This window comes from Paenibacillus puerhi, assembly GCF_009846885.1.
Classification (GTDB): Bacteria; Bacillota; Bacilli; order Paenibacillales; family NBRC-103111; genus Paenibacillus_G; species Paenibacillus_G puerhi.
The window spans coordinates 207,863-221,668 of the sequence record NZ_WUWM01000003.1; the positions used below are offsets into that span (position 1 = coordinate 207,863).

The window sequence follows — 13,806 nt, forward strand, 5'->3', positions numbered from 1 at the left end:
CCTCTCATCTGGAGCTGCCGTTGGCCTTGCGGGCATCCTCCATATAGCTGTTCGTACGGAAGAAGAGCATTGCCAGCAGGGTAACTACGTAAGGCAGCATTTGGGTGAAATGCGTCGGCAGCGAGAAGCCCTGCAGACGAAGACTAAGCGCATCCATCAGCCCGAACAGCAGGCTGGAGGCCATCACCCCGACCGGATGGGCTTGACCGAGCATCGTCGCGACCAGGGCGATAAACCCGCGGCCTGCGGTCATCCCTTCCGTGAACATGGTAACTTGGCCAAGCGACAGCTGAGCGCCGGCCAGCCCGCAGAGCGCTCCGCAGATCAGCACCGCCGTGTACTGCATCCGGTTGACCTTGATCCCAATGCTTCTCGCCGCTACAGGGTTTTCCCCTACGGCGCGCAGCCGGAAGCCCGTCACGGAACGGAATAGAAAAAGATGCAGGCCCGCCACAAGGACGAACGCCAGATACACCAGCGGCGAATGGCCGGATACGATGCCGCCGACAATCGGAATATCCTGGATGAACGGGATATCCCACTTGGGCAGCCCTATCATATTTTTATCGTAAAACGCACCTTTTACCTTAAAGATCGCTTGCAGGCAAAATGCCGTCAATCCCAGTGCCAGAAAGTTAAACGAGATCCCGACGATAATGACGTTGGCCTGCAGGTGAATGCTCATGAAGGCAAAGACAAGCGAGAATAGCAAGGTTACCCCTACCGCGATCAGCACAGCCGTAAACACATTTCCGGTAAAATGATTGCCGACAATGGCTGCAAACGCGCCGACCAGCACGAAACCCTCCAAGCCGACATTAAACAAGCCGACCCGGGAGCAGATGGCGCCGCCGAGCGCCGCGAGCAGGATAGGGGCCACCATTCGAAGCATGGCGCTGAACAGCGATACGTCAAACAGATGCTCCATCGCCTCGTCCCCCTTTCCTGCGTTTCCAGAACGTATAGGTAAACCTTGCCGTGACGAACAGAATCAGCAGCGACTGGATGACGCCCGAGATAGCGAGCGGCACCTCGGTATTGCGCTCCACGCCCATGCCGCCCGTCTGCAGCGCGGCAAGCAGCACGGCTGCGATGACCGTCCCGAGCGGATGGGCGCCGGCCAGCAGCGCCGCCATGATGCCGGACCAGGCATAGCCCGGATTGGTAATCATGCCGTCCACGTACCGGTACTGCGTACCGAGCACTTCCACCGCTCCGGCGAGGCCCGCGATGCCGCCGCTGGCGAACATGCCGGCCAGCATCAGCTTGACGCGGTTGATCCCGCCATAGGCGGCAAACAGCGGATTATACCCGAGCATCCGGATTTCGTAGCCGGACACGGTATAGCGCATAAACAAATACAGCAGCACGGCCAGAACGATCGCAATCACAAATCCGGCATGCATCGTCATGCCCGGCAGCAGCTTAGGCAGCCACAGGCTGTTGTCGAGCATAGCCGTCTGCGCCAAGGCCGCCGAGCCCTTCGTATCCTTCAGCGGGTAGGCGACCAGATAACCTGCGAACAGAGCCGCGATATAGTTCAGCAGCAAAGTCGTAATAATCAGATTCATGCGAAAGCGGGCGTCCAGCCAGCCGGCAAGCGCCGACCACATGCCGCCGGCCGCGATCCCGCCCAGTACTGCAGCGAGCAGCTTGACCGGAGGCGGCGCCGGGAGATAAAGAGAGATCAGCGCTGTCGCAAGAGCTCCGAGTATCATTTGCCCCTCCGAGCCCATATTGAAGAAGCCGGCCCGGAAAGCAACAGCCACCCCGAGCCCTACCAGGATCAGAGGCGTGGCCCGCGTCAGCGTGTTTGTAAGGTAGTAAGTATTGCCGAAAGCGCCCTTCCACATCTGCACGTAGGTATCGGTAACCGAGCCTCCGATCAGCAGAACGGCGACCGCCCCGCCAAGCAAACCAATAAAGACCGCAATAAGCGGCTGCAGCCAGGCCGAAGCATGAGTCCTCCAGTTAGACACGAAGCTCGCCTCCCGCCATCAGCAGACTAATCGATTCTTCCGTCGCGTCCCCCGCAGGCAGCTCGCCTGCAATTCGGCCCTCATACATGACGAGAATCCGGTCGGACAGCTTTAATATTTCCGTTAATTCCGATGAAATCAATAATATGGCCCCCCGCTCGCTGCGTTTGCGCAGAAGCTCCTCATGGATTAATTCCATCGCCCCGATGTCGACGCCGCGCGTCGGCTCGGCGGCGATCAGGAAAGGCTCGCTGCCGGCCAGCTCCCGGGCAACGATCAGCTTCTGCAGATTGCCCCCGGATAGCACCCCGGCCTTCGCATCCAGGGAGCCCGCCTTGATCTGGAACCGGCGGATCCAGTCGCCGACCATCGCGCGCAGCTTCCTTCCGGCGAGCAAGCCGTAGCGGGCCGAAGCGCGATGATGCCCCATCATGCCGTTCTCCAGCACGGTAGCAGCCTTCGCCGCCCCCCATTGATAACGGTCCTCGGGAATATGCGCTAAGCCGAGCGACCGGACAGCCAGCGGCGAACGCCCGGCTATATCGGCGCCCTGCAGACGAATCTGTCCGCTGTCGAGAGGTGTAAGACCCGCGATCACCTGAATCAGCTCGGATTGCCCGTTGCCGGAGATTCCGGCTATGCCGACGATCTCCCCGGCTCTGACCTCGAGATCGATACCGTTGAGCAGGGGCTTCTCCCCTCTCGCTATAGCCTGCCGGCTCCGGCCGCCGTACAGCGTCGCGTCCCGAACCTCCAGCACGATCTCGCCTGGATCAGGCGCTGGCTTCGGCGAATCATTCAGCTCGCGGCCGACCATCAGCCTCGACAGCTCGTCCACATTCGTGGCAGAGGTGTCCATCGTACCCGTGATCCGCCCATCCCGAAGCACCGTGACCCGATCAGCGACCTCCATCACTTCATGGAGCTTATGCGTGATGATAATAAAGCTCTTGCCCCGTGCGGCCAGACTTTTCATCGTGACCAGCAGCTCCCGGGCTTCGAGCGGCGTCAGCACCCCGGTCGGCTCGTCCAGAATGATGATATCCGCTCCCTGGTACAGCACCTTCAGAATCTCCACCCGCTGCTGCAGCCCGAGGGGGCAATCGCCGACCTTCATCAGCGGATCGATCGGCATCCGGTAGTCCGCGCATAGCTGCTCTACCTGACGCACCGCCTTCTTGCGATCGAAAGCAGGGCCAAGCCTCGGCTCGCGGCCGATGACGATATTTTCCGCCACCGTAAAGGAAGGGAACAGCATGAAATGCTGATGCACCATGCCGATACCGGCATCGATGGCATCGACCGGGGAGGCAAACGCTACGGCCTGTCCCCGCAGGCGGATCGTGCCTGAGGTCGGCTGCTCCATGCCGTACAGCATGCGCATTAGCGTCGTTTTCCCCGCTCCATTCTCTCCGACCAGCGCGTGAATTTCGCCTTCCTTCAGCGTGAAATCCACTTGCGTATTGGCCGTAACCGTCCCGTAGGTTTTCGTAATCTGACTCATCTCAAGCAGCATGAAAGCTCCAAGGCTCCTCTCCCCGGACATGCGGAAACTGTTTACGTCTGGCGTAAACAGTTTCCTTTGTCGCTATTGCGCTTTACCATTCCCTTATTTCAGCGGATTGGATACCGTAATCTTGCCTGCCACAATGTCGTCGCGGATCGCTTTCACTTTGTTCACGACCTCTTGACCGATGAACGGGCTAAGCGGCGACTTGCTGTCTCTGGTCACAAACGTCAGGCCCACTCCGTCTTCCTTCAGTCCATAGTCCACCGAACCGAACTTGAACGTGCCCGAGGCAAAATCCTTCACAGTCTCGTAGGCTACCGCATCGCTGCCCTTCAATTGGGACAAGACGATATGCTCGGGGTCCGTCTCGGTGCGGTCAATATCTTGACCCGACGTGTAGAAGCCCTTCTCCTTGGCTGCTTCGAATACGCCCAGATCTCCGACTGCCGCAGCGCCCGCGATAAAGTCGGCGCCTTGGGCGAACTGGGTCAGCGCAAGCTCCTTGGCCTTGGCCGGGTCGGAGAAGCCGCCCACGTAGTTGACGATGAACTTCGCGTTCGGGTTGGTCGATTTCAGGCCTTCCTGAAAGCCGACCGTATATTTCTTAATCAGAGGAATATCCACGGCGGCTACCATACCGACCACATTTTTCTTCGTGGCAAGACCCGCGGCTGCGCCCAGCAAGTAAGCCGCCTCATGCTCGCGGAATACGACGCTCCGTACATTCGGCAGGTCGACGACCGTATCGATGATCGCGAACGATTTCTTCGGATTCTCAGCCGCTACCTTCTTCAGGGCATCCTCCGCCTCGAAGGAGCTCGTAATAATCAAGTCATAGTTATCGGCTACGGCAGCGCGCAGATTTTGCTCGATCGCACTGTGATCGGCGGATTCGACCGTCTTCACTTCAACGCCGAATTCCTTACCAGCCTTCTTCACGCCTTCATCCTGCTGAGCGAAGAAAGGGTTCAGACCGATCTTCTCAGGCGTAACCAGGACGATCCGTTTGGCCGTCTTAGCATCAGGCGCTTTCGTTTCCGCCTGGTTAGCCCCTGGCGTTTCCGCAGGCTGAGCCGAGGAGCAGCCCGTAATCATCAAGGCAATCGCAAAAATAGACAATATAGCTTTTTTCATCATTTCTCTCTCCCTAATCCAGCTTATGTAGCTTCTCTTCTGTGCAGGGGCATCCCCTTCACATACCCTACCAAATAACTCGGATATAGTCAAAGGTTTTTTATTCCAATTCGACAAAATCAGACAAACCCTTTTTTACTTTATCACAGGTTGGCCGAATCGCCAACTCCCGCCTCTTTCCATACCAACCTTCCCTCTCGGAGCGATATTTTCTATTATTAACCACTATTATGGCTTTAGACTCAATTTTTGGAATATGAATAAGACATTTTGCCCAGCATTTTTGTTTAGTTATAAAATTTTTTCGAATTTTACGGATTTTTTGTGTGACAAAATACCCTCTTATGATGGAAAATATAAGTATGATATCCGAATTGGAGGATCGTTGATGGAGTTCTTTCGCAATGACAGCTTCTCTCTTCAAGCCGAAGAGAACAAAGTGTATCTGAACGTCGTCGCCCCCGGTTTCGAGATCAAGGAATTTGACCATGTGCTGAAACTTCACCCCCGCTTGCAGATAACCAGCTTTGTTGCGCTGCGGGACGCTCTGCAGCAAGCGGCAGCCGTCCCGGTTCTGATCGGCCTGCTGAAGCCTCGCTTCGAAATCCAGATCAGCGGGGATTGGATGGAAGCGACGCTCAAGCTGAATATGACGGAGAACGACCTGGCGGAACAGCGCGCGGACCTTTCCGACCAGGTCATCCAGGAGCTTCGCCAGCGGCAGATCGTCGAAGGCATACGGTATGAGGCTCTCCAAGACCCCCCGGTCCAGCGAGGCTTCGTCATCGCCAAGGGCATCGAGCCGGAGCCCGGACACGATGCCGTGCTTACGTACTACGCCTTTTCCGAGCGGAAGCCTACGCTCCGCCAGGACGGAAGCGCCGACTATTATGAAATGAGCTTTATTGACGAGGTGCAGCCAGGCGAATGGCTGGGCGAGAAAATCCCCCCGACCTCGGGCAAGGACGGCCGCAATCTGAAGGGAGACCGGCTGCCGGCGAGCAAAGGGATGGACATGCCCCTGCAATACGACAAGCAGCATATCGATGAGCAGTGGGAGGAGGACCGGTATGTCCTTCGCTCCCGGGTGGTCGGGTCGGTCTATAAGACAGGCAAGCTAATCACAGTCGAGGAGCTCTTGCTGATCCAGGGGGATGTCGGACCCCAGACGGGGAATCTAGACTATGACGGCGCCATCAAGATAACGGGCACCGTTCATGATGGATACTCGGTCAAAGCGACCAAAGACATCAGCATTCTGGGCGAGAGCGGGGTCGGCGCCGTCAGCCAGATCGTTTCGGTGACCGGAGACCTCTACATCAAGGGCGGCTGCTTCGGCAAGGAGCGGGCCTCTCTCCGCGCTGCCCGTCATGTCTATATCAAGCATGCCAAGGACTGCAGCATCGAAGCCGGAGAGAGCATCCACATCGGGCTTTATGCCATCGGCTGTCAATTGAAGGCCAAGTATATTCTGCTCGATAAGAAACGCGGCAAGCTGATCGGCGGTCATGTGCACGCGATGGTTCAGCTTACGACTGGCTATATCGGCAACGAATTCGAAAGACCTACCAAGGTACAGGTCGAAGGCTTCGATCGGAGCAGTATCATCAGGCAGTTGGATGAAGTCCTTGCCGAGTACAAGCGTCTTCTGACGGAGCTGGAGCATTGCCGCCGGGAGGTCGTCATGTACGAGGGGTACATCGATCTGCTGACGGATGGGCAGAAAGACGAGTTTAACGGATATACGGAAAGATACGAAGCGACGGCAGCCGCCTTGCTTGATCTGGAGGAGCAGCGTCAGAGGCTGATGGCTTACATGAGCGCCAAGGGCGACGGGGAAGTCGCCGTCTTCCAGAAGGCATACCCCAGAACCATGCTGCAGATCAAAGAAATAGAGAAGCTGATTTTGAACAGTACGGGGGGCTTTTTCTATGTCGACAAGAATAAGTTCGTTCAGGAATAGGGAATTGCCACTTGCGAGGAGGACATTACGCTTATGGAGCATCTAAGCCTGTCATATCGGTTTGAGGGACTCTTGCATGCCATCGAGTTTTTCACACAGCGCTTCGATATGGAGCAGCTCTCGCAGTATTCCTTCGAATTCGTCAATGAAATTTTAACGCTGAACGCCTCCGCCCTGTTCATACACGACGGCCATAAATACGTACTCCGGCAGAAGCGTCTATATCCTCATATCGCAGCCGATTACGTGATCCGGGATACCGACAAAATGAAGCAGCTGGCCCTGTTCCGCGGACATACGCTGACCCGGGGCTTCGAGCATTTCCTGGAGCCTGGCGACATCGAACGCCTTCGGATCAAATGGCTGATGCCCTTGATGGTCAATGACAAGCTGCATGGCTTCATCGTCTCTAACGGCAACATCGAGGATCACTTTTCTAGCAGCGATCTGGTCATGTCCGGCACTCTGATGCGTCTGATCAACAACTCTCTGGAGAACAGCTATCATCTCGCTCAGCTTCAGGCCTCCAACGCTAAGCTTGATCAGAAAAATTTCAACCTGCTCGCGATTAACCAAAGCACGAAGGTGCTGCTCTCCGAAATGTCGCTGACTCATCTATACGATATCGCTACCGATGTATTTAGCGAAGTAACGTCGAGCCAGGTAACGTCCTTCGGCGTCGTGGACCCGATCAGCGGCAAGCTCAAAATAACGGGCTTCCGGAATGTGCTGGCCTATAACCGGTATTACGGCGAGTTCGAGCTGAAGAGCAGAGCATACGCAGGACCGATCGTCCTGCATATGGAGCGCGACCGCGGCCGCCTGGACGCTCTGTTCGTCAACAGGGAGCAGTTGAAGGAGCTGGAGACGGAATACGTGATCCTGATCGTCCAGAAGCAGCTCATCGGCATGGTTACCCTGAGCAGACCCGTTAACGACGAGCGAAGCTATGACGACGCTACCTTCGAGCTGATCGAATCGCTGGCTAACTCCAGTATGATCGCGCTGTCCAACGCCACCCTGTTCGCCGAGGCGGGCCGGCAGCGTACGAGTGCCGAGAACAAGCTTCGCCTGCTGCTCAACCTGAACCGGCTCGTCAGCAACGTCAATGAATCGAGCGATCCGGAGGAGCTCTGTTATTTTACGATCAAAACGCTGCGTCTCGCTTTCGGCGTACGAAAAGCCCTTCTCTGCCTGCGCGAAGGGGACGCCTATGTAGTAACCGAGCAGACCGGCTTCTCCTGGGCGAATGGCGGAACCGCCGCGAACAAACCGAATGCCGACCTCAAGGGACAAGTCTTGCTGAGGCTGGAGGAGGTTCCCCCTTCCCTTATGGATCGCCAGCTCCTGTGCGACTACACCAGCCGCGGAGCGGAGCGTTATTTGCCCCCGCACACTTTAGACTGGCTCGAACCCGGCTCCACCAACTGCTGCGTCATCGCCCCCCTTGCCGTATCTAGTGAACGCGTCCGCCGCGAAGACCCGTATCCGCTGGGCTTTCTGGTCATTCTGGAAACCGAGAGCAGCCTGCTGGAGGAAGAAGTACTGCTGCTCGATACCGTCGCCAAAAACATCTCCCCTATCCTTCACCAGATGTTTCTTGCCCGGTCTGTACAAAAGCTGCACAAGCGCGACAATCGAGCCGGGATGCTGGAAGCCGTGAAACGAAGAATCGCCGAATGGGATTCGTTCAAGCTGGAGTATTTCCTCTATTATAAGCCGTATCGTCAGCCTCCTTTCGCCGAGGACGATTGGATCGGACTGGAGCTGGCGGCCCTCGACCGGCAGGCCGGTTCTACTAGCGGCAGGAAGCCGGAGCTGTACGCCTTCGATGGACATTTGTTCGCCCTTACGGGCTCTCCTGTCAAGGAAGAGTCTTGGATTGAGATTCCGCATCGATACGAGTTGGAGGCTGTCCTTTCGTTCTCCTATCCTAGCTGAGGGGATTATCGCCTGCCCGATTAGGGTAAAGTATAGTGTGGTTCACCGAAGATCTATTTACGAGGAGGGATACGGATGAAAAAAGTAGCGTTCCTGCTTGCCTCTGAATTCGAGGATTCGGAAATGCAAAAACCGTATGAGGCGATTAAGGCGGCCGGCCATGAGGCTGTCATCGTCGGGCTGAAAAAGGGCGAGAAGCTGACCGGCAAGCAAAAACAGGCCACCTACACGGCAGAGGCTTCCATCGATGAAGTGAAGGCCGAGCAGTTTGATGCGGTCGTCATCCCCGGAGGCTCTTCACCCGAGGGGCTTAGGCTTCATCCGGGCATCCTGCAATTCGTACAGGAGCTGAATCAGAAAAACAAGCCGATCTCGGCGATCTGCCACGGGCCGCAGGTGCTGATCAGCGCCGGTATCGTAAGCGGCAAAACACTAACCAGCTACCCGCCCCTGCAGGATGATCTCACCAACGCGGGCGCCACCTTCATCGATCAGGAAGTCGTTGTAGACGGCAACCTGGTTACCTCGAGGACGCCTGCCGACGAACCGGCCTTCATCCGGGAAACCTTGAACAAGCTTGGCACTCCCGTAGGCCAGAGATAGGGGCCGGGCAGAGCTGCTTGGGAGAAGGAAGGCTCCGATCCGCCATGCGCTGCGGATTCGGGGCTTTTTCTATGCTTGATTTGCCAGCCCCGCGCCATCATAATGACATTTATACCCTGCTTGCGACGAGCGACGGAGCTTCAACAAGATTGCTGCCCGACACGCCCAACTATATTAGATCCTGAAAGAGGTCTGCCCGTGATGAAGATCGGATTAGTAAGACATTTTAAAGTAAAGAAAGGGTTTCCCTCAAAAGGCTGGCTCACCAGAGACGAGCTGGTCCAATGGTTTAAAGAGTACGACGAGGCCGATATTGAGCCTGTAGCAACGGATCTGCAAGCCATCGCCTGGAAGAGCTGCCATGCCAGCGATATGCCGAGAGCGCTGAGAACAGCGGAGCTCCTCTACCACGGAGAGATACGGGCAACGGCGAAGCTTAGGGAAATTCCTTTGCCCCGCTTTCGAAGGAATTGGCGCCTTCCGTTTCTGCTCTGGGCGATTGCGGTTCGCTTGTCACCGTATCTTGACCCCAAGGTTAAGGAAGAAATCAAGCAAACGAAGGAACGAATCAACCATGTCCTGGACGACATCCTGCTGCAAGGCGAAGAAGAGATGCTGCTGGTCAGCCATGCGGGCTTGATGATGCTGATGCGCCAAGAGCTGCTTAAACGGGGCTTTCGTGGTCCCAGGTTCCGCACGCCTGAGAACGGAAAGCTGTATGTGTATGAGAAGCGGCCTCAAGCATAATCCCGGAATCATCATGGGGGCACGGTTTAGCTTGACTCTTGTTCGGGTAAAAAGAAATAAACCCGCCTGGAAGGCGGGCTGGGGCACATACGAGTTGACTTAAGCGAGGGGGACGGGATAGCCGGTTCCGAACTAAGAGACCGCGGCGACCCGCTTGGCGCCTACATAGCGCTTGCCCCAATATCCGCTTGTCAGGCTGGCGACAGACACGCCGCCGGAGGAAGCAGCCGAAATAAACTGACCGTTGCCCAAATAAATCCCAACATGAGAGGTTTTATTTTTCTCGGCAAAGAAGACCAGATCGCCCTCCTGCAGGTCGATCACATCCTGACCCGCGTTGTCATACATATCGACGGAGGTTCTGGGCAGCCAGACGCCGTGTGATTGAAATACATAACGTACGAAACCGGAGCAATCGAACCCGCTCGCCGATTGGCCGCCATATACATAAGGGGTTCCCAAATATTTATTCGCGGTCTGGACCACGGCCGGCGTCGGCTTGGGCTTGTACCAAGCGGGAGCGTGATACTGGCCGTCCTGGTTAATAATCGCAATCCGGTTGTTTGAGTCCCACTGGACCCGGTAACCGAAAGTCTCGGATACGAATCTGAGCGGCAGGTAAACCCTTCCCTGGTTGAACTGGGCCGGGACATCCATGTCCACCGCTTTGCCATTCACGATCGCTTGCTTTTCGCCGGTCTGCAGCTCGATGGTTTGCTGATCATTGGTCAGCGTAACTTTCACGATGTTGGCTTCTTTGCTCCAATCCAGCTTGTAGCCCAAATTTTCGACCAACAGGCGCAAAGGGATCTGCAGCGTATTGGCTGTGTCAATATAGGGCTGCGCATCGGGGAACGAGACCAGACTATCGTTCACCTGCACTTTGACTTCGGAAGACGCCGCGTGAGCAGAACCAGCCGCATAGCCCGATACGAGTCCGGCAGCAGTCAATGCGCACGAAAAAACAAGCGTTTTGTAAAAACGGTTCAAACTTATTCCTCCTGTAGCCTTCGAGGTTAGTTGACGGATTCGGAAGAGGTAACTCCCTAGCTCGCGATTCGCAAGCATTCACCCCAAGTAAATCATCCCCCGTACCAATTCTTCTGCTGAAATGGATTCGGCCTTTTTTTTAATAGACTAGCACAGGGCCGTCCCTTTATTCAATGAATGCCCATCCATAACATCCAGTATTTCCCTGAATTTCGACTTTATTTTGTCATATTCGACAGCTACCCCCCGATTCTTTCTATCTTCCGATTTCATAAACTTTACGTTTACCTCCTCCGCTCCCATAAAAAAATCGGCATTCGAAGTCATTCTCCGAATGCCGATCGGCCGTTCCTGCACGCCTATGCTTCTCCCTTTTCAAAGCCTGCGGCTTTGACAGCTGATGCACGGTCAGCCTTCCTTCTCTCCCTTAGTCTCGGAGCGGTCCGTTGCGGCCGTTCCGCCCTTCTTCTTATCATCCGCGTTAGGCTTGGCTTTTTCTTTTTCTTTTTCTTTTTCTTTTTCTTTTTCTTTTTCTTTTTCTTTTTCTTTTTCTTTTTCTTTTTCTTTTTCTTTATCCTTCTTTTTCTCCTGGTCCTTGTCGCCGCTTGCGCTGCTCACGCTGTCGGTACCCGGCTTGCTCTTGGCAGCATCGGGCTCTGCTTCGGACGAACTGCGCCCTTCCGAGGCCACCGGCTTTTTATCCTCGGGGTCCTTCCCCCCTGCCGGCTTTCCTCCCTGATCCGTCTTCTGATTCTGCGGGCCGGCTACTTTCTCCTCTGGCGCATCGGCCTGCTCAGCCGATGGCCCCGATCCGGCCGCAGCCACAGCTGCGGCCTCCGCTTGCTGCTGCGCTTGTTGAGCGGCAGCAAGCGCTGCGGCTTCCTCCTTGGCCCGGGCCACTGCTTTCTTCTCCTCGGCCAGCGCATATAAGGCTTCTTCCGTGCCGTTGATCAATTTGCTGCCTCCGGCGATCATCTTGTAAGAATCCGGCTTGGCGAACGGCTGCACGGGTACACCGTCCAACGCACGGCTCACGACTTCCTTGAATAGGGATGCGGGATATTTGCCCCCCGTCGTAGTCAAGTACTTCTCTCGATTCGTCCGTTCATAGCCAAGCCACACCGCACCTACCAGCTCGGGCGTATAGCCGACGAACCAGGCGTCCTTGGAGCCGTCCAGCTGGTTTCCATACTTATCCTTGAATTCCGGAATATCGGGAAGCTGCGTAGTACCTGTTTTGCCCGCCACCGGCCGGTTCATCCGGGCCGTCCTCCCGGTACCCGAGGATACTGCCTTCTCCAGCATCCGGGTCATCGTATAGGCCGCACTCGGATCCAAGACCTGCTGCAGCTCGGGCTTCGCTTCTTCCCCTACGAGGCTGCCATGCTTGTCCATAATCTTCGTAATTGCGTAGGCTTTGGCCCATGTCCCGTTATTGGCAAACACGGTATAGGCCTGAGCCATCTGCAGAGGCGACGTCCCCTTGGTCATCCCTCCCAGGGCAATGCTGAACACCCGGTCGGAATTCTGTACGGGCAGTCCGACCTTACGAGCGAAGTCCAGCCCTTTGTCGATCCCGATTTCCTTCAGCATAGCGACGGCCGGGATGTTGTAAGATTGGATCAGCGCCTCCTCCAGCGTGACCCAGCCATGAAACTTTTTGCCGTAGTTCATAGGCTTGTACCCGCCGCCGAAGTCCGTCTCCTCATCATAGATCCGGTCGGCCGGACCATAGCCTTGATGGAGCGCCGGCGCATACACCACGACCGGCTTCATCGTGGAGCCAGGCTGCCGTTCGGCTTGGGTGGCATAATTGAAGCCCCGGAACGTCTGCTCCTGGTTGCGGGAGCCTACGATGCCTCGCAAGGCGCCCGTCTTAGGCTCCATCAGCACGATAGCGCTCTGCAGCCCGCCCAGATCCTCAGGAAAGTAGGAAGGCTCCCGATATACGTCCTCCGCCGCCTGCTGTACCTTGGGATCGAGATTCGTGTGAATATGATAGCCGGACGACAAGATCTGCTGCTCGGTTAAGCCGTATTTCTCGATAGCCTCCTGGATCACATGGTCGATATAAGAGGGATAAACCTTGGACGTCTTCGTCTCGGACTTGTCGACGAGCTTTACCTCCTCCTTCATCGCCTCATCGCGCTGCTCAGCCGTAATCTTGCCCTGCTGAGCCATCAAGCTAAGGATGAGATTTCGGCGATCTACAGCCGACCCCGGCTTTTTAACAGGGGAATAGTTGGTGGGAGACTTGGGAATACCCGCCATAAGCGCCGATTCCGCCAGCGTCAATTGGGCCGCCTCCTTGCCAAAGTAGGTCTTGGAAGCTCGCTGCAATCCCCAGGACCCTTCGCCGAAATAAATATAATTGAGGTACAGCTCCAGAATCTGCTCCTTGCTGTAGGTGTTCTCAATCTTGATGGAAGCGATTGCTTCCTTGATTTTGCGTGTGTACGTTTGCTCCGTGGACAAGAGCATTGTCTTCGCGAGCTGTTGGGTAATCGTGCTGCCGCCCTCTACCGTGTAGCCCGATCTCCAATTTTTATAGAAAGCCCGCGCGATTCCATACAAATCTACCCCTTGATGGTCATAGAACCGGGCATCCTCGACTGCGATGACTGCATCGATCATCTGTTTCGGATATTGATCCAGGGGAGTATATTCCATCCTGGCATTCGTGACTTCCGTAATGATCTGACCATGACGGTCGTAGAAATAAGTGGACCGCGCCGGTTCTTGATCCAGTAAAGAAATATCGGTAGCGGCATACATCGACTTATACGTATTCCATGTCCAATTTAGCCCCCAAACCCCGAAAATCGCGAACGCAACGGCAAACAGAGCCAAGGACATTTTGAGTACAAATGCTGTCTTCTTTCGCCAATTCGATGCTTTCTGCGCTGTCGGCTCCATCCCTTGATCCCCCTAAGCTACCT

Annotated in this window: 10 protein-coding genes and 1 riboswitch; of the genes, 4 read left to right on the top strand and 6 right to left on the bottom strand. The window is 55.8% G+C overall.

From position 1 onward, the window contains the following. Positions 1 to 4: 4 nt before the first annotated feature. From GSF01_RS04395 to GSF01_RS04410, 4 genes are all read right to left on the bottom strand, one after another. Positions 5 to 928: an ABC transporter permease gene (locus tag GSF01_RS04395; protein ID WP_159881793.1), complete on the bottom strand. Its 924-nt coding sequence runs from the start codon at positions 926 to 928 to the stop codon at positions 5 to 7. Further along, positions 912 to 1,979, bottom strand: coding sequence for an ABC transporter permease (locus GSF01_RS04400; RefSeq protein ID WP_159881794.1), 1,068 nt, complete (start codon positions 1,977 to 1,979; stop codon positions 912 to 914). The genes GSF01_RS04395 and GSF01_RS04400 overlap by 17 nt, the downstream gene beginning before the upstream one ends. Further along, positions 1,972 to 3,495, bottom strand: a complete 1,524-nt coding sequence (locus GSF01_RS04405; RefSeq protein WP_159881795.1) for an ABC transporter ATP-binding protein — start codon at positions 3,493 to 3,495, stop codon at positions 1,972 to 1,974. Before GSF01_RS04405 ends, GSF01_RS04400 begins: the two co-directional genes overlap by 8 nt. A gap of 93 nt (positions 3,496 to 3,588) precedes the next feature. Continuing rightward, complete coding sequence (locus tag GSF01_RS04410) at positions 3,589 to 4,623, bottom strand: BMP family protein (protein ID WP_159881796.1); 1,035 nt, start codon at positions 4,621 to 4,623, stop codon at positions 3,589 to 3,591. Positions 4,624 to 5,011: 388 nt separating this feature from the next. On the opposite strand from GSF01_RS04410, the gene GSF01_RS04415 reads away from it, so the two are divergent. The 4 genes from GSF01_RS04415 to GSF01_RS04430 all read left to right on the top strand — a co-directional run bounded on the left by GSF01_RS04415 (position 5,012) and on the right by GSF01_RS04430 (position 9,877). Continuing rightward, positions 5,012 to 6,586, top strand: a complete 1,575-nt coding sequence (locus tag GSF01_RS04415) for a DUF342 domain-containing protein (protein ID WP_159881797.1) — start codon at positions 5,012 to 5,014, stop codon at positions 6,584 to 6,586. Between the two features lie 33 nt (positions 6,587 to 6,619). Continuing rightward, positions 6,620 to 8,527, top strand: a complete 1,908-nt coding sequence (locus GSF01_RS04420; protein ID WP_159881798.1) for a GAF domain-containing protein — start codon at positions 6,620 to 6,622, stop codon at positions 8,525 to 8,527. A gap of 75 nt (positions 8,528 to 8,602) precedes the next feature. Continuing rightward, positions 8,603 to 9,130, top strand: coding sequence for a type 1 glutamine amidotransferase domain-containing protein (locus tag GSF01_RS04425; RefSeq protein WP_159881799.1), 528 nt, complete (start codon positions 8,603 to 8,605; stop codon positions 9,128 to 9,130). A 201-nt stretch (positions 9,131 to 9,331) separates the two neighbouring features. Next, complete coding sequence (locus GSF01_RS04430) at positions 9,332 to 9,877, top strand: histidine phosphatase family protein (protein WP_159881800.1); 546 nt, start codon at positions 9,332 to 9,334, stop codon at positions 9,875 to 9,877. 132 nt (positions 9,878 to 10,009) lie between these two features. Here GSF01_RS04430 and GSF01_RS04435 read toward each other — a convergent pair whose 3' ends face one another. After that, positions 10,010 to 10,867 (bottom strand): C40 family peptidase, encoded by an 858-nt coding sequence (locus GSF01_RS04435; RefSeq protein ID WP_235941276.1) that lies wholly within the window; start codon positions 10,865 to 10,867, stop codon positions 10,010 to 10,012. Then, positions 10,868 to 11,010, bottom strand: a riboswitch (cyclic di-AMP (ydaO/yuaA leader). It lies immediately after the preceding gene. A 265-nt stretch (positions 11,011 to 11,275) separates the two neighbouring features. Continuing rightward, a complete protein-coding gene (locus GSF01_RS04440; protein ID WP_235941277.1) occupies positions 11,276 to 13,783 on the bottom strand; it encodes a transglycosylase domain-containing protein in 2,508 nt (835 codons plus the stop codon). Positions 13,784 to 13,806 lie beyond the last annotated feature (23 nt).